The 17,235-nt window shown below is 40.0% G+C and carries 14 protein-coding genes and 2 pseudogenes; 8 read left to right on the top strand and 8 right to left on the bottom strand.

Translation table 11 applies throughout. The features are described 5' to 3' along the window. Positions 1-639: 639 nt before the first annotated feature. Positions 640-1,284, top strand: a complete 645-nt coding sequence (locus tag AC1TPC_RS24695; protein WP_482069395.1) for a hypothetical protein — start codon at positions 640-642, stop codon at positions 1,282-1,284. 181 nt (positions 1,285-1,465) lie between these two features. After that, entirely contained in the window at positions 1,466-1,723 is a 258-nt protein-coding gene (locus AC1TPC_RS24690) for a hypothetical protein (protein ID WP_482069394.1), read from the top strand. 357 nt (positions 1,724-2,080) lie between these two features. Here AC1TPC_RS24690 and AC1TPC_RS24685 read toward each other — a convergent pair. Further along, positions 2,081-3,258, bottom strand: a protein-coding gene (locus AC1TPC_RS24685; RefSeq protein WP_482069393.1) for an IS3 family transposase whose coding sequence is annotated in 2 segments (ribosomal slippage) — positions 2,081-3,003 and positions 3,003-3,258 — 1,179 coding nt in all. Because the reading frame shifts where the segments join, the coding sequence is not laid out codon by codon here. Positions 3,259-3,302: 44 nt separating this feature from the next. Here AC1TPC_RS24685 and AC1TPC_RS24680 point away from each other — a divergent pair. Beyond that, positions 3,303-3,863, top strand: coding sequence for a polymorphic toxin type 44 domain-containing protein (locus tag AC1TPC_RS24680; protein ID WP_482069392.1), 561 nt, complete (start codon positions 3,303-3,305; stop codon positions 3,861-3,863). A 72-nt stretch (positions 3,864-3,935) separates the two neighbouring features. On the opposite strand, the gene AC1TPC_RS24675 is transcribed toward AC1TPC_RS24680, so the two are convergent. Both AC1TPC_RS24675 and AC1TPC_RS24670 read right to left on the bottom strand, forming a co-directional pair. Further along, on the bottom strand, positions 3,936-4,283 hold the full coding sequence (locus AC1TPC_RS24675; RefSeq protein WP_482069391.1) for a hypothetical protein: 348 nt from the start codon (positions 4,281-4,283) through the stop codon (positions 3,936-3,938). Positions 4,284-4,444: 161 nt separating this feature from the next. Next, complete coding sequence (locus AC1TPC_RS24670; RefSeq protein ID WP_482069390.1) at positions 4,445-4,675, bottom strand: hypothetical protein; 231 nt, start codon at positions 4,673-4,675, stop codon at positions 4,445-4,447. Positions 4,676-4,857: 182 nt separating this feature from the next. Here AC1TPC_RS24670 and AC1TPC_RS24665 point away from each other — a divergent pair, with 182 nt between their 5' ends. From AC1TPC_RS24665 to AC1TPC_RS24655, 3 genes are all read left to right on the top strand, one after another. Then, the gene (locus AC1TPC_RS24665; protein ID WP_482069389.1) at positions 4,858-5,199 is read left to right on the top strand and encodes a hypothetical protein; all 342 of its coding nucleotides are present in this window, start codon (positions 4,858-4,860) and stop codon (positions 5,197-5,199) included. Between the two features lie 17 nt (positions 5,200-5,216). Next, the gene (locus tag AC1TPC_RS24660) at positions 5,217-5,876 is read left to right on the top strand and encodes a serine hydrolase domain-containing protein (RefSeq protein ID WP_482069388.1); all 660 of its coding nucleotides are present in this window, start codon (positions 5,217-5,219) and stop codon (positions 5,874-5,876) included. Positions 5,877-6,009: 133 nt separating this feature from the next. Beyond that, positions 6,010-6,915, top strand: coding sequence for an IS110 family transposase (locus tag AC1TPC_RS24655; RefSeq protein WP_482069387.1), 906 nt, complete (start codon positions 6,010-6,012; stop codon positions 6,913-6,915). Positions 6,916-7,081: 166 nt separating this feature from the next. Here AC1TPC_RS24655 and AC1TPC_RS24650 read toward each other — a convergent pair whose 3' ends face one another. Then, positions 7,082-7,486 carry a hypothetical protein gene (locus tag AC1TPC_RS24650; RefSeq protein ID WP_482069386.1) on the bottom strand — a complete coding sequence of 135 codons (405 nt, stop codon included), beginning with the start codon at positions 7,484-7,486 and terminating at the stop codon, positions 7,082-7,084. Positions 7,487-7,922: 436 nt separating this feature from the next. Between AC1TPC_RS24650 and AC1TPC_RS24645 the strand changes: the two are divergent. Next, positions 7,923-8,841 (top strand): annotated as a pseudogene (locus AC1TPC_RS24645) (tyrosine-type recombinase/integrase). 13 nt (positions 8,842-8,854) lie between these two features. After that, positions 8,855-10,378 (top strand): annotated as a pseudogene (locus AC1TPC_RS24640) (DUF4158 domain-containing protein); the annotation flags it as partial. Between the two features lie 356 nt (positions 10,379-10,734). Here AC1TPC_RS24640 and AC1TPC_RS24635 read toward each other — a convergent pair. From AC1TPC_RS24635 to AC1TPC_RS24620, 4 genes are all read right to left on the bottom strand, one after another. Then, positions 10,735-11,439 carry a hypothetical protein gene (locus AC1TPC_RS24635; RefSeq protein WP_482069385.1) on the bottom strand — a complete coding sequence of 235 codons (705 nt, stop codon included), beginning with the start codon at positions 11,437-11,439 and terminating at the stop codon, positions 10,735-10,737. Between the two features lie 700 nt (positions 11,440-12,139). Beyond that, positions 12,140-13,651: a hypothetical protein gene (locus AC1TPC_RS24630; protein WP_482069384.1), complete on the bottom strand. Its 1,512-nt coding sequence runs from the start codon at positions 13,649-13,651 to the stop codon at positions 12,140-12,142. 168 nt (positions 13,652-13,819) lie between these two features. Continuing rightward, complete coding sequence (locus tag AC1TPC_RS24625; protein ID WP_482069383.1) at positions 13,820-16,057, bottom strand: S8 family peptidase; 2,238 nt, start codon at positions 16,055-16,057, stop codon at positions 13,820-13,822. Between the two features lie 2 nt (positions 16,058-16,059). Then, positions 16,060-17,148: an AAA family ATPase gene (locus AC1TPC_RS24620; protein ID WP_482069382.1), complete on the bottom strand. Its 1,089-nt coding sequence runs from the start codon at positions 17,146-17,148 to the stop codon at positions 16,060-16,062. Positions 17,149-17,235: the final 87 nt, after the last annotated feature.

The raw sequence follows: 17,235 nt of genomic DNA, 5'->3' as shown, positions 1-17,235 counted from the left end.
AGACAAGCTGTTGCCTTGGTCAACATCGCTACCGCTGACTTGCCACGTGTTTAAATCTTAATCCAGCTTATCTTAGCTCTCATCTGATGACAAGGTGGGGGCTATTTGACGCTTACTGTTCAAATGTAAATAATTCCTTTCAATCATCCGAAATCGCCGAGGACTTCCCAATCCCTAAAGAAGCGAAATTAATTAGTTCCAACAAGACATCAGCACAGTACACACTTACGAGTGTAACCGAAGAGGACGGCTTACCTGAAAGTTATCGAACTGAGATTCAGATACGAGATTGGAAAGAAGTAGACCGATTAGGCGCAAAATATGTCTTCGAAAAAAATGGAAATAAAATCAGTTTATTTATTTTTACAGGAAAAATTGAGTTAAGCAAACTTCAATAATATTAATAGTGATAAACGTACGCTAGCTGGAAATTCCTTACACTAAGGAATTCCGGCTTATTTTGTGTACTATGGGAAGTTCAACTTTATGTCGAATTGCTTCTTTGCTTTCTGACCGGTTATGAAAATACGGAAATGGGTGGAAGCAAGATTTCAACAATGCCTTGCGATTGTGTTAATATATTTTTAACAGTAATCGTAGCATCAAAATATCTATTCATATAGAATTAGGGGGAATGTAATGAAATTTGCTTATCTGTTATTAGTCTTATTTACTCTGAGTTCATGTGCACCGGTAGTCTCGGAAGATAGCAGCGAAGATAGTGCTATAAACAATGAAATTACGCCCAGCACTGAACTGAATGTATTACAAGATTCCCCCGGATACTTAGCTGAAAATGAAGGGGAACTATCTATTCAGGATTCTGAAACGGCTTATGAAATGTGTGTGAGAGCGCTGACTGACTATTATAAAGCGATCTGGAACGGCACGGATATTGAATTGGATACATTTATAGATAACAAAAACCTTAAACAGTATACGCAAAAGAAAATTCAATCTCAATATGATGTGTATGCCCCATTTGATGATAAGGTGCAAAATATTAAGATTGGCGCTTGGGAAGTGGAGTATACGGATGATGTGGATGGAGGTTTTCTTTATTTAAAATTACCTGTGCAAGTTAATATGACTGTGGGTAGTCGTGGAGAAGTTACTGAGTTTCTTGTACGTAATGTAAACGGCAAGTTAGTCATTGTTGATTGGTATACGGGTACAAAAGATGGTTATGATTTCATGGTTCGCGGAAAAAATCTAACGATTAACAACCCCGATATTTGGAATGATAGTGAATGGGTAAAGAAGTTAGATAGTATTACAGATTGAATTTTATGCTCAATAAGGGGTAGCGTCTTTTTAACAACGTTAAGAAAGTTTTAGTTGGTCTTAAAGAGGCTGTTCAATAAGTACCTTATACGGGTATAAAAGCAAAAATGCACCTTAGCGAAAAAATGGTAAAATGGAAGTACTCCTACAACCAATTTAACCATACGCGAGGTGCATTTTCATGGACTTGCAGCTTGAACTGCTGCCCTACCATTACTATAACACACGCGGAACGGAACTGATCGATCATGTCGATGACTCTATTGTGCTTGAGAAGATTGCTCCGCTGTACAAGGATGGCGGTCGTCCTCCAATTGACTCCAGAATATGCTCTCGGATGCATTATCTATACTTCACCCGACCGGAAATTTCCTCGTTTCGGGAGCTGGTAAGGCAATTTTTTAATTCATTCTTTTCGATCCCATTGCCCAAGCATTGAAAACTGACAGACTTTCTGCTACCGACGCTTACGGGCATCGATTCCAGACCGATTTGGGCCAATGTCAACGGATACAAGCACAAAAGCTGCGATTGCCTGGACCAAGGCAAGTGTGCTTGTGAGAAGACTTACTCCGACCCGGATGCCACCTGCGGCGTACAGCGAACAAAAGACCAGAACAAGTTTTTCATAGGTTTCCGTAAGCACTCCATCGTCTGTCCCAGCCCGAAAGGCCCGATCGTCTTGTTCCCAACGATACGGCAGACGTTAAAGTGATGTTGCCGCTCGTTGAACTGATGAAGAAGATCGAAGGGCTGAAAGTCGATTATTTGGTGGCGGATCTGGGTTGGACTTCTGTCAAGATAGTAGACACAGATATTTTTCTTGCGCCACTCGATTCAGGTACATACGTTCGAAATCTGATGGCGTTTGATACCCGATCGAAGAATGAATGCGTTCATTGTTGTAAAATACCTCAATGTATTCAAAGATGCTTTTCTTCGCTTCTTCTCGGGTTTCGTACTTATTAAGGTAAATCAGTTCCTTTTTCAGTACACTATGAAATGACTCAATGCAGGCGTTGTCATAACAGTTTCCTTTCCGGCTCATGCTACCAACCATCTCGTAAATCTGGAGTTGTTTCTGGTAGTCTAAGGAGGCGTATTGGCTACCGCGATCCGAATGGTGAATCAGACCTTGATCCGGATGCTGACGTCCATGAGCTTGCTTTAAAGCCTGAAGGACAAGCTCTTTGGTCATCCGCTCATTCATATGCCAGCCTACGATTTTACGTGAGTACAAGTCCATTACGCTCGCCAAATAGAGCCAGCCCTCTGCCGTATGAATGTAGGTAATATCTGTAACCCATTTCTCATTCGGCTTGCTTGCGGTAAATTCCCGATTCAGCACGTTCTCTTGCACGGGTAGGGTGTGTTTGGAGTTCGTCGTCGCTTTGTATTTCTTTACGGTTTTAGATCGGATACCATTGGCTTTCATGATACGTGTGACCGTACGCTGAGAGACTGTGATGCCCTTTTGATGCAGTCGTTCGGTCACCTCAGGACTACCGTAAAGCTTCCTGGATTGGTCATACACTTCCTTTACCTGCTCAGTCCATTCCTTATGTTGACGCTCACGTTCACTCTCAGGGCGCCCTAACCACTTATAATAGCCGCTACGAGAAACTTGCAGTACGAGGCACATCTTCTCCAGTCGGTACTCGGAGCGGTGTTCATGGATGAACGTATACTTTACCGACGGTCTTTCGCAAAGAAGTGCATAGTCTTTTTTAGAATTTCGTTCTCTTCTTGCAGTTCACGAATCTGCTTTTGGTATTCTTTTAGCCGTTGATCTTCCGACTTCACCGCTTGCACAGCAACGATTTCCGGCTCCCCGCCATACCGTTTCACCCAGCCATACAAGGTATTGGCGTTAATCTTTAACTCACGTCCGACCTCAGCGACAGGCTTTCCACTCTCCTTGATATATTGAACTGTTTGCTTCTTGTATGTTTCATCATGCTCGATCTTCTTCACAGACACAGTCTCCCTCGTTCAAGTTGTTGAATCTAGTATAATCTGTGTCTACTATTCAGTCTAACTTCAGTTTTATGTTATACGTTGCGTTACAAGATGAACAAAATGATACGTATCCGTTAGTAACTGCCGAAATATGGGTAGATCAAGTAGAATCAGGTGGACCGTGGGATTATAAACGAACACTTGGGACAACAACCGCTTATATCTATAATGGTTGGAATACTACAGGAGAAAACATTGGTAATATGCATTATGGATATGTAGGCAGAGCCGCAGGGTTTCCAAGGATCCTTTTAGAAACGGCTGCTGGTGCCGCCCAAATTATGGATGACACTGCTCAAATCAAATGGTGGGCAACTTATTTCGATGATCCAAATGATCAGGCATGGATAAAAACAGGTATGAACCTGTGGGATTGGAAAATGCTACCCAGTACACAAGCTACTATACTCTCTAATACACAATCACAATCTAACGCAGCAGAATCACCATCAGCAAGAGGAATAACTAAGGATTCACCAATATTCAATTCTTTATCTGTTACAGAGAAAAAAGAAATTGAACAAAGAGTAAATGCGATATCTGCAAAAATGAAAAAATAGAAATAAAGGCTAAGGTTTATATGAAAAAAAGCTGAACCGGAGGTTCAGCTTTTTTTTATTCGAGCAGCCTACCTATAAACTATCTATAAATAAAATATATGCGGTAATAAGTAATATTGCTATAGATAAAACCAGTGCTGCTATCGCTCTCAAAGCTGATAGCCAGCCTTTAATACCTGACACTCCGAGTGCCCCAAGAATACAGCTTACTATTGACAACACTAATAGAATATTAAAAGGCTCAGTCCATTTATTTTCAATTAGTAGAGCAAAATCGTGTTGAAATAATAAAAAGAACATTCCCCAACACATCAAGGAGAACCAAAATGCCCATATATTAATTATTCTCAGTACTCTCAACATATTAAACCCTATTCTCCCTTCTTTTCCAATATCTATTATGTTATCATAAGCCGACAATACTGGCCAACTCTTGCGCGGAAAATCATCGGTTCACCATTCTTCAGCTCATAGCTTCAAGCTTCTACATTGAAGGAAGCCTTGCGTAGTTATCAGTTAAGATAATTGACGAAAATATACGCTAAGCTTTTGAGCATGTCCGGCATGGTAAGAACTGTTCCTTATGGAGCAGCTCTTCTTCCGTCTGCAATCACCTTGCACCGCGCCCTAAGCTTCGCTTTAGAACAAAAAAACTTCTCGAAGAACAGATCATCCTCCCAATTAGACACCACTTCGTTGAATACTTTGTTTACAGAGTTAAGATATCCCGTCAACAAAGTAACAATTTCGATGATTTTCACTACGTTGCCTACTATGAGCTGGCCCTCATATAACTCTGACGTTTTCTTCACAACCTCTTAGAATTCAATCTGACAGGACCGCCGCTAACGTTCGATTTTTTCCGTTTCGTGAAGTGACCCCAACCAGTCCTTTGAGGGTCTGGTTTTTTCGATACATAAGATAAGTTATTTACTGAAACGCCGTTAAGCTAACGGGCAGGGTAGTTAAGCAGCTGAATCATGAAAACGGGATCATGCAAAGCTCCCAAAATATCCATGCAGATGATCTGTTTTTGGAAAGGATTCCCTCAACTTTTGCCGAACATATATTCTCTGTGACTATAAGAGAGGGTGATATCTTGAGGGAATTTCCTGTTCAATCTGATAATGAAAAGTTTGAACCGCTTACTGCCTATGTACAAGAGGCGAAAAAGAACTTTGGAGCATCTGCGGCATCGGTAATGGTCATACACAATGACCGTATTGTATTGGAACAGTATCATGGATTTCATCATCACAAAAAGGGAGCCGTTCCCGTATATCGGAGCATTCTCTATTTAATATTTATTCAACAAGAAAAACTTATGTTTGCTTAGCAATGGCGATGGCTGCCTTGGAAAAAAGCATTCCATTCACCACTTATGTTCATGAGATAATCAATGAATTAGGAGAGAGTGAGTTAGGACACTTAACGTTGAGTGATCTTGCAACGGCAACTGGACCTAAGTATTTTAGCGAACAACGGATCGAACGGGAAGGTGTACAAGGCTTTGTGGTAAGAGCATTGACTGGGAAAGTTATTTCCGAGTACCTCCACGAAAAAGCATTTAATAAGTTGATAATGAAGGGAACGGAATGGGCTAGCATTCCACATCGAAGTTTAGTAGGCGATTATACTTCCTCAGACACCTTCGCGCTTGTTAGGCTAGAATCATCTGACGGTCATGAACGGAATCTGTATTCGAGTACGAGGGATTTGGCCACTTGGGGATATTTGCATCTGAATAAAGGAAGCATAAGTGGAAATCAGATTATCTCCAATAGTTTGTTTAGCCTCACAGAGGAATTAAAAGCAAAGCATCAATCCAAGCGAATACTAGGGTGGTATCATCAAAAAGACTGGTACTATGCTACAGGTGCGGCAGGATGTCACTGCGTAGTCCTACCTCAACATAATGCGGTTGGTATTCGAATGATGAACAAATATACTAGTGATTATAAAGACGATCAGGTCGCATTTAATAGCTTATTACTACAGTGTTTATCTAAATAATCGGTTCGAAGTACGTTACGCTAAACATTCCTGTAGGGCCTAAGAAATGGCCTTTGTCAAAAAAGGAGCGCCTCGGTATGATGGGTTTGTCGAAGAGTTTATAACTCAACACCATCAAGGAGGCGCTCTTACTATGAAGTTTAAGCAATCAGACGGACAAAATCAACGTATTGAACGAATTACCACATCTCACCTTGTTGTAGGAATAGATATCGCGAAGGAAGCTCATGTAGCACAAGCAACTAATTTTCGCGGCATTATACTTAGTAAGCGACATCTTACATTCTCAAATACAATTGAAGGATTCGAAAAATTAGAACAATGGATCGATGGAATACAAGAGAAACACCGCTTAAAGGGACTCATAATCGGCATGGAGCCGACAGGACACTACGGGTATAACCTGGCGAATTGGCTTGCCGACAAGGGCAAGCACGTTGTCATGGTGAATCCGGCCACTACTAAACGAAATAAGGAGAACCGGGATAATTCTCCCTCCAAGAGTGATCCGAAGGATGCGCTTGTCATCGCTGACGTGGTCAGCCGAGGCTACTACTATGAATACTCGCGACAGGCTATCGTTTTTCAAAGGTTGAAGACGATTATGAGTGACCGGGAATTTTGGGTGACGAATAGTGTACGGCTGCAGAATCGAATCATCCGCTGGTTAGACATTCGCTTCCCTGAGTATTTCTCAGTTTTTAAAGACTGGACCTGCATACGGTCATTGGCTACTCTGAAAGAATTCCCTTCTCCGCAAGACCTAGCGTCACTGTCCGTATCAGAGGTGATTACAGGATGGAGAGAGCATATGAAGCGAGCCGGCGGCTCCACTGGCATGCAGAAAGCTGCGCAGCTCATCGCTCAAGCTAAACGTAGTGTAGGCGAAACGACTGCCCTCGATGAAGCAAAACAGGATTTGGGGCGGCTATTTCAAGAGTTCGAACGGATTGTTGAGATACTAGAGAGAATAGAAAAGGATATACAAGTGTTGCTCAGTGAAATTCCTATGCTGAATCATCCTGAATCAGTCATATGAATTCAACTCGTTTTTATTACAATTTAAAATTAACTTTGTGAGCCTTCTGGCTCGGTTACGGTTTCATAACTTCGTACACCTTCGAGCACAATCGAAAAAAAACGCCGCTCAGCTTCAGTACATTGAAGTGAACGGCGAAGTATGGTTCATTTTAGGTTTATGTTATTTACTTAGGATGATGCTCCGTACTTCGTGTGACACCAAAGATACTATGAGTTTGACCGCTCGGTCCTTCTGCGTAAATGTCGAAGTGATCGTGAATTAGTTGATCAGCTGAGTAGTGCCAAACATATGTCCAGTAATCTTTGTTACTACTCTGTTCAAACAGTAACTTTCGGTTAATCCACTGTTCCGTACCAGTTGGGACCATATAAATCTTAATCTTATTGGCATATTGAGTAGTAATACGAATGACCATTTCCCCTGAACCTTGTGGAATGTTAACCCAAGACCCTTCTATCTTTGGGTCTGTGTCAATAGATAGTCTAGGTAGTTGAGCTGCATCTGCATTATCAAGCCCTGTTACAACTAACGAAATAATCACTAAAGTGATTAGTAGTAGCTTTCTCATATGTTTGTTCACCTCCGAATTTTTTTCAATATTACGTCATTTTCAAATGTCAAAATGGGTACTAATACGTTTACTGACTTGAGTCTTTCGAATTTCGGTACATTGTGACTCAAAGGGCATAACATCAACTAATGTCTCCCTTTTCTTTTTCTTTTATTCAATGACGCGCTGATTCAACCGTATTCCGGCCATGAACGGAGAAAGTCATTAGAAGTTTATTCAAGCTTTTGGATTGATTTTTCAAAGGCCTGCTAAAATTTTCTCATCGTTTGATCACTAGTCTTTTTTGTTTTGCCAACTTGCAACAGTAAATTTGTTCAATGGAACGAACCTCCTTTTTTCTAATGACCGCTAATTTAGATTAGCGGTCATTAGGTATTTTCAGAGCCTATACTTGATGCCCGCTAATGTAAGTCAAGATTTGGAGGCTTTACTAATGAGAGAGGCGACCGGGATTTCGGAACAGGGTGAGCAGACGATTCAGGACTTCATTCATGCCCTCACCACCCAAGAAGATTTGAATCCTAAAACACTAAAGGAATACGCAAGCGACTTGAAACATTTTATCGGTTGGTTTGAGACAGCCGACCACCAAGAGGAAGAGGTTATATTTCGAATTGAAGATGTGGCTACTCCAACATTAACAAGATATCGGGAAGCCGCACAAAAAGTAATGGAATTGAAACCAGCGACCATTAATCGACGGCTTATAACCCTGAAACGTTTTTTTCGAGTGGGCCGTGTCAGAATCCAGGATTCGCCGCGACCCTTCGAAGCCGGTTAAATTGGTTCCGGAAGAGAAGGTAAGTCCCAGGCAGATGACAGACAAAGAAGAAGCTGCATTGATCGCTGCGGCTGAGCATGGCGGTTCCCTTCGGGATCAGACCGTTCTTATCGTGATGTTTCACACCGGCTTACGAACATTGGAAGTATGCGATCTGGCTCCAGGAGATATTCAAATCGGAAAACGCAGCGGCCAGCTTACGATCCGATCCGGAAAACGGAATAAACAGCGGGAAGTTCCTTTGAACGCTACGTGTAGAGCTGCTTTAGAAAAATATCTGGCAGAACTCCCTCTAGACATTCCTTATCTGTTTCCATCGGAGAAAACTGGCGATCGATTAACAGAACGAGCTTTACGCCATGTGATTCAAAAATACATGAAATCGGCGCGGCTCGAAGGATTGAGCGCCCACGATCTACGGCACCGATTCGGGTACGTGATGGCAGAAAACACCCCATTGCACCGTTTGGCGCAAATTATGGGACACGATAGTCTGGACACAACGATGATTTACGTCAAAGCAACCCGTGCGGACCTACAAGCGGAAGTCGAAAAAATAGCTTGGCAATAGGGGGAAGAGAACGATGTACGCGAGAGTAAGGGAACTGCTGACTCCGGAGGAACGGCTGCAATATAAGCAGATACCGCCTGATCTCGGCGAATGGGAATTGGGCACCTATTTCACATTTACGCAGCATGACCTTGAAATCATCCAGCAGCGGCGAAGAAATTATAATCGACTCGGCTTTGCCGTGCAGCTGTGCGTACTTCGTTATCTCGGCTGGACGCTTTCTGATATAAAGGAAGTACCGGTTCAAGTTCTTCGTTATATTGCAAAGCAAATCAATGCCGATGTGGAGTCTTTTGCATCTTACGGCGAACGGGAAGCTACGAAATACGAGCATCTGGAGGAAATCCGGAAAGAGTATGGCTACCAGACATTTACCTTGAGCGAGTATCGTTCTTTGTGCAAGCATCTTTTCAGCCATGCAATGGCAAACGGCAATCCCTTACACCTGATTCAGCTTGCACTCGAAGATTTACGTAAGCGTAAAATCATCCTACCTTCAATGGCCACGATTGAAAGAGCAGTTTGGGAAACTCGCAAACGGACAGAAGAAAAAATATTTAAGCTGCTCAGCAGCTCACTGACAGAATTACAAATTGCTAAGCTGGATCGCGTCATAACCACCATGCCGGAAAGCAACAAAACCTACTTGGCATGGTTAAGGGAAATTCCAGGTACCAGCTCTCCGGATTCTTTTTTGAAGGTTATTGAAAAGCTCGAATACATAAGGGAATTGCAACTGCAAGTAGATACGAAAGGCATCCATCCGAACCGGCTAAGGCAGCTTTCTAAAATCGGTTCGCGTTATGAACCTCATTCTTTCCGCCGCTTTAATGATCCGAAAAAGTACGCGATTTTAGTAGCGTACCTATTAGAGCTGATTCAGGATTTGACAGACATGGCATTCGAGATTCACGACCGGCAGATTATGATACTGCTCTCCAAAGGGAGAAAAGCCCAAGAGGAACTTCAAAAACAAAACGGTAAATCGATCAACGAAAAGGTTGTTCACTTTGCCGATCTTGGGGCTGCTCTTATTAAGGCCCGAAGTGAAGGCACTGATCCGTTTGTTGCGCTTGATGCCGTTATGCCGTGGGATCAGATCGTCGCATCCGTGGAAGAAGCTAAACGGCTGGCGCGGCCCGTAGATTACGACTATTTGGACTTGCTGGAAAAGAAATTCTATGCGCTCCGGAAATATACGCCAACGCTGCTAAAATCGTTGGAGTTTCGGTCAACCAAGTCGGCAGAACCGCTAATGAAGGCGGTCGATATCATCCGGGACATGAATGAAACCGGAAAGCGAAAGGTTCCGGAAGGCGCACCGCTGAACTTCGTTTCGAACCGCTGGCAAAAACATGTTTACGACGATGACGGAACCATCAACCGGCATTATTACGAAATGGCTGTCCTGACAGAGCTGCGGAATTACGTTCGTTCCGGGGACGTATCCATTGTCGGAAGCCGTCAGCATAAGGACTTCGAGGAATACCTTGTACCGAAATCTGATTGGAATGGTATCGATCCTAACTGTGCGAAGAAAATAAAGTTGTAGACTGAAGTCGTTGATTTCACGGGGTTTTGGAGTCGGGAAATCGGTAGCTTTTGAAAAATAAGTTTTAGACTGACTCATGATTACGGTGCATTAATAAAGGAAATCAGAAAATAAAGTATTAGACTGGATGTGTTGATCCCATGCGTATTTTCGAATTACAATCTCTTCAGACTTCACCAAATAAATATTAGACTGACCCCAATAAAAGAAACAACATCGGCAGCCATAGACGAGAAAATAAAGTCCTAGACTGCCGATGTTTTATTGAGCTATCGTTATCGAAAACCCACAAGTACAGGAACGGATTCCTGAAACAAGTGGGCTTTTTAATTTGTAGTGGATTACCAAGCAGCGTATACTTTAGATGTATAAAAGTTTATTAACGCACTAGTTGGGAATAATGGGTTACCCCAAAATGCATCAATGTAAACACCTTTACCAGCGTCAGAATAAAGAATAGTCCCACCTTTAATTAGCGTAATTCCTATGATAATATTTGCTATCCATCCAGGAGCACCAAAGTGAGTAAGAGCGGCATTTAATAGACCAGTAGAAATTGCCGCTGTTCCAGCTATATAAATAGGGCGACTCTTGACGTCTTCAAGAAAATTGTGAGATAAGAAAATACGGTATCCCCACCACAACAATTCGTAATCCCAATATGCAGAAGTGTTAATAGATGCGATAGTTATTTGAGAAGTAGACTGTGTAGGGGTTACCTTTATGCTGTTATGATCTGTGATACTAATACTAATTTGAGCATCATTCGGGAGGATTTTCTTCGCTTGATCATTTGCTTTGTTTAAGGCTTTTTTCACGAGATTGATTTCATCTTTAGTTAAGGTATTTGAAGCATTTTTTGCAAGGGTAAATTTCATTGATTTTAACTCAATATATGGATCTGCTTTTTGCTGTAATTCTTCGTTGATTTCAATAATAGTTTCCGTTTCCCCCTGTGTCTTACTTGGTTTTGCTGCATGTACTGCTGAGGTGACCATAAGCATTAACATGATTGCTGCCGTAAAAGCGGATACGAACTTTTTCATTTTTTCACCATTCCTCCCAAAAGTTATGTATAATCAACTAAGAACATATCATTGTTGTATATTTTTGTAAATCAATTTTTTTGTTAATTTCTGTTCGTTTTGAGTTTACTAGAGAGTTACCAAAAAATTATTTGAGTAGGATGGTGCTTAAGTGAAAAAAATGATTAGTAACTTAGTCCTAACTTTTTTAACAGGAATGCTAGCTTTTTACGTGGTTACTCGAACAATAACCGTGATTGCTGTACTAGTTTGCCTAGCGGCCACAGGAATAATTGCCCTCGGGTACCTAATTATATATTTAGTAAAGAAAAATCGGAAAGTGACATAGCGTTAAACAAAAAAGCAAAAAAGCCCGAGTGTTCCCTATGCTTGGGCTTTTTGTAAAACAAAGCCCTAGAATGTTGTGATGCGTTATCCTGCCAGTTAGCTTTATGACGCATCGTTAGTCTAGGACTTTTTTTTCTCAGTCTACAACTTTATTTTTCAGTCTAATACTTTATTTTCTTTCAACAAACTGATGTACGAAACAAATAAAGTATTAGACTGGAGTTGTTGATTTGACGCGGTTTTTAAGTTTGAAAATCGTTAGGTATTGAGAAATTAGTTTTAGACTAATTAAAAATAACTAATTCAAAATGACTTAATTCAGAAAAATAAAGTATTAGACTGAACTTTTGTATTCCCTTTTAAGCGATATAGCTTAGAGTGTTAATATTTTGTCTTCATACCTAAATAAGACAATATCCCCATCCTCAGATACCTTAATTGAAATACCAAACTCTGAGGCAGCTCGACTGGCTCTTGTTCCTGTCCCAAAGGTATCTGGGTAGTCTTTGCTTTTAGCGACTTGAATTATCTCTCCAAAGCTCAAGATATTTAAATTTGTATCTAGAATAACCGCACCATCCACCGTTGATAGTGATTCCAATAAATATGAATCAATATCCTTTATATTTAGATGAGTGCCATTACGTTTTATGGCTCTTATGAAATTTTTGTTCGTATTCACTTGCTTTAATATTGGTTTATGTAGCAACTTATTAACCCGCAAGGTAGAAATGCCTTCATTTAGCTCAATATTTTCAAGAATAACAAAGATAGAACTGCAGCTGCCTATTGATAATGATTTAATGCATTCTAGAAATTTAGACACACTAGATGATAGTGACTTAATAAAGTTTTCAAATTCGTCTTTCTCCATACCCATAAAATGTTGAAAATACGTCGAACATAGAGTTTGAAAGATTGTTGCAAAAAGCAAATTATAGTGCTTTAACTTCCAATTTCCGTTGTAATAGGATATAACAAACTTATTATCGGTATGAAAGTTGATTTTCTTGTTCTGCACATCAATATACTTAAACTTAGGGACTGGTGTATTGTTTTTAGTTTCAAAAAAAGCAATATTTCTTCTTACTAATTCTACTATATAGTTATGAATTTCTTGCTCATTTGAAGATAGATGCTCCCTTTCTTCCAGTGGTTGAAGGAAGCTCGTTACAACTTTCTTTGTAACATGATTAGAACCATATTCATTAAAAAAGTTTTCAAATATGGTAGATAAACTTTTTTGCCCTTCTTTTTTTCTGAGGATAGCAAATACCTTAAAGTTATGATCTACTGCAATAGCGAGTGATTTTTTATCAATCAACTTTAAAAACGGTTTCTCGTTTAAAAAAAACTCCTTTAAAGTAAGGGACTTGTTTAGTTTTAGAAAATCTACCTCCTTTATTTTCCTCAGATCTTTTAATGCATCATTATCTGGACAATATACAACACCTATATCCACAGGGTTAGATTCGTACGTACGAGAACTTATCTCTCTCAAATCATTAAGAAACTCTATCTTATTAAATTTTTCTGTTGCATTATTAGTAATGTAATCTTCAAAAATTAGCGAGAGTGATACCTCAGAGGGCAATGTGTGAAATAAGTCGTAGTCGAGGTTCGCAATTTTCTCTTCTGATCTGTTCATTACGATAGATAGTTTAGAAAGTATGTCGTCTGTTAGTTCATCTAGTAACCCGGGAATACTAATTGGAAATTTCACACTCGCACCAAAAGTATATTCTTCTTCAGTACCATCTTCAAACTTTTCTAAAGGAAACTGTAAAGAAAATCCTATGTAGTCAGAAACCAATATCCCTAACTTTTCAGTATATTCTATAATTTCTTGCTTTGATGTTCCGGTTTCGACTTCCGTTGTTATCAAAAAAACACCTCCTATATCAGTAGTATTACATAATTAAACGGTTACCTTGATATGCCCCATAATTTACATAGCAAGGTAAGGTTCTAATCACGTATTTTTGTTCTGTAATGTATTAAAATGAACTAAAATAATTTCTATCTTATATTGCATCTCACATTAAAAAAATTCTTAATTTCGAATCTGAATACGATTCTGAGGACGAAGAGGAATTAATACGTTCGAATAAGTCCTAACAACTCTATCATAAAAATCAACAACTTTATCCGCCTTGATACTAATTACCAAAGCATACTTTATAGGCTCTGGTTCTTTTTGTTTCATTCCTTCTCCCCTATTATGATAATAGATATCATAACAAGGCTCATTTAATGTTGTTGATCTATATTGTTGTGTAGCCTTTAAACATGGTTCCCACTTATGACCTTCGTCACGCAGCACATATTCAGGAGAGCCAAAAATATTTTTCCCACTGAAAAATGATTTAGTATCCGCATGTAACGGGACTTTACCATCTTTTCCAGGTTTTCTTTTTGTTGAGTTAGGACGAAAAGCAACCTCTAGCCCACTTCTAGTGTACGCATTGGGATAACTCGGATCTACCTCAGGAGATATAACTAACGTAGCTGTAATCCTAATCATACCTTCTAAATCACCAGTTGGTAATGGTACCGGTGCTCTTAGATGACTGCCTACAGGAAGTTCTCCTTGGAATACCACTAACGCTTCATCATCATCACACGTAATTAGTCTATTATAATCTGTTTCTAAACGTCCCCAACCTACTTCATTAATCGAATGACTTGCAGACTCAGCCCTATGAGTAAGTAACGCACGAATAGCTAAGGAATTAAACTTATTCCCTAATTGAACTCGAACTGCTGCAGCTGATCTTAAACCATAAGGAGCTGCAAAACTAGTTCCCATAGTACCTCTGATTATGTAAGGGTTAGTAGATTCCAAGACATAAAATGGACTATGTTGACTTCCACCAAATACAATACCATCTGGCTTCACAATTCCAGGACTACGACCTGGGCCGATAGAGCTATAATCAACCCTCTTCCAAGAGAAAGGACTTAAACTATCACTTGCTCCAATTGCCATAACATTGACAGCATCGGAAGGAGGCTGAATACGATTTAGGCCGCTAAGAGCGTTTAGTCTTCCTGAATTGCCTGCAGCAACGGTCGAAAGCGAATAACCTCCAGATAGACGTTCATCTAAGTTAGCAGTCCAACTTGTAACCTCATCATCTTCAACTGGAATATCTGGACCAACACTAAAATTCAAAAAATGGTAAGGCTCAACTGCATTATCTAAAGTATGGAGAATTCTATCTAAAACGTCATAACACTCAAAATCACCGTTACTTCCCGTACTTTCATCTAAAACCCTCACATGATCAACATTACATAATGGACGTTGCGCATTTTCATTAGGCTCTAGTGGCCCAAATAAAAAAGCTGATGTCACTGCTAATCCATGCTCTTGGAATTCGGGAACTGGTGCTCCTATTCCAGGTGGTTCAATATTTTTTACCCACGGTGAAAGATTAACATTGGCAGGAATCCCACCATCAAATATCGCAACTCTTAAAGCCTGATCAACACCAGGTTCACCATTTACAATTATCGGATATGATTGAATATTTCGTAACATACCTGGTTGCAGCGGTCTAAGAGCGGGCATTGATCTTAATACACGAATATATGAGAAATCAGCTAGTTTTTGAACATTTTCCCTATTGGCATATACAGGAAGAAATGTTAACCCTTTCGACTCCCGCCTTCGATCCAATACAGGTGTAGCATCGCATTCTTTAGCATAGCTTTCAAACATGTCTAGAGTATGTCTTGAAGTTTCATGAAAAACTACTTCTAAACAATACTCATCACGATCTTTTGGGAGTACTTGAATTTTATCTGATCCACTATGAGCTATAAATTCCTCAATATGTGCTAAATGCTTTGCACCCGTCACACGTTCTGACCAGTTATTTATCTCTTTACTCCATACTAAGAGATCATCCCTTCGTCCCATTACAAAGATTTGATCAGTAAGTGCCTCTTCTGGATGTTGTTTAATGCCCCATACTTCAGGCCGAATTTTCTTAGATCGGCCTCCAACGGCCCTTAGACCAACATGATCTAAAAGCACAATTGGAAAGTCACTTTTAGAAGTATAACGTGGATGCATAGTTATCAGAGCAGTAACTTCGTCATTGGGACAAGCAGAATCGCTTAATTTTCCAAACGTAGAATTGGCCTCATCAAGCCATTTGGAGAAACGTTGCTGCGCAGTTTGAAAAGTGTAAGGCGGCTCTTTGTCACCACCTCCATGGGGTACATTCACCGCATTCGTTAAATGCTCACCATTACCCAAAAGAAAATTATTTTCTCTAGCCATATTTATTGATCATCCTCCTCATTTTTTTGTTCTATATTTTTTAATTGTTTTCGAATAGTATCTCGAGATATTCCTGTTATGTCGGATGCTTTTCTTTGTGAAAGACCACTAGATGCTAATTTCAAAGCAAGTGAAATCCTCTTATTACGATCCATATCTATACATAATTTACTTACAAGTTCTTCAAAGGATTGTTTTAAACTAATATGTTTAACTATGCTATCTCTACGAGCAATATTTATCTGACGAACAACCTCTGAGAAAGAAACTCCTTCTAGACCAAGTGATAATATCTCAATTAAATCTCTAGGCACAGAAGCCTCTTCTTTTGATAATAATGATTCGATTGTATATAGAATGTCATTAGCAGAAGGAGCTGGAAAATGAATAACCCTCTCGAAACGTCTCCATACAGCAGGATCTAATAATTCAGGGTGATTTGTGGCAGCTATAAGTAGTCCATCTGCTGGCCATTCATCTACAGCTTGTAATAATACTGTTACTAATCTCTTTAATTCTCCAACCTCTGAATCATCATTCCGACGTTTCGCAATCGCATCAAGCTCATCTAGCAGAAGAACCGAGGAATTCTTTTCAGCATAATTAATTACTGCTTTAATGTTGTTCCCAGTCTTACCTAAGAAACTACTCATTACAGCTGCTAAATCTAAAGTAAGCAGAGGCCGCCCCATCTGATAAGCGAGCCACTTTGCAGCCAATGTTTTCCCTACACCCGGAGGTCCCACAAAGAGTACTGTTCGAGTTGGTGCCAATCCTCGTAAGGACAACTCATTCATATGCTTCCGTTCATTGATAATATCTAACAACTCAGAGGATACTTTTTTAGGCCAAGTTGGATCATTATCAAACTCTACATAATCTCTTCTTAAAAGCTCTAACCTGCTGTCTGTATCCACTGGGAGAGGAGAGTTCATTTCATCACCTATTGATCTTGTACTACTAACAGAGTTAGTGATTATCTTTTTAAGTTCATTAGCCATATCAGGATGAGCCTGTGTAAAGAAACGTATATTCTTTTTAACAAGCATTGCCACATCGTTTCGATTACCCTCAAGTGCTATTTTCGCCAATTGGACGTATCCTTCATAAACATCATACATGTATACCACCAACTCTTCCTTGCTTTTTGGGCACAAAATGACCCCATGGACTAAATT

The sequence above is a fragment of the Paenibacillus sp. Y280 genome, assembly GCF_056786335.1.
This window is presented reverse-complemented; position numbering and strand designations above follow the sequence as displayed.

Bases quoted from the DNA above. Each gene is read 5' to 3' on its own strand.
- AC1TPC_RS24695 (WP_482069395.1), top strand. From the start codon at position 640: ATGAAATTTGCTTATCTGTTATTAGTCTTATTTACTCTGAGTTCATGT.
- AC1TPC_RS24690 (WP_482069394.1), top strand. From the start codon at position 1,466: ATGGACTTGCAGCTTGAACTGCTGCCCTACCATTACTATAACACACGC.
- AC1TPC_RS24665 (WP_482069389.1), top strand. From the start codon at position 4,858: ATGCAAAGCTCCCAAAATATCCATGCAGATGATCTGTTTTTGGAAAGG.
- AC1TPC_RS24655 (WP_482069387.1), top strand. From the start codon at position 6,010: ATGAAGTTTAAGCAATCAGACGGACAAAATCAACGTATTGAACGAATT.
- AC1TPC_RS24650 (WP_482069386.1), bottom strand. From the start codon at position 7,486: ATGAGAAAGCTACTACTAATCACTTTAGTGATTATTTCGTTAGTTGTA.
- AC1TPC_RS24635 (WP_482069385.1), bottom strand. From the start codon at position 11,439: ATGAAAAAGTTCGTATCCGCTTTTACGGCAGCAATCATGTTAATGCTT.
- AC1TPC_RS24625 (WP_482069383.1), bottom strand. From the start codon at position 16,057: ATGGCTAGAGAAAATAATTTTCTTTTGGGTAATGGTGAGCATTTAACG.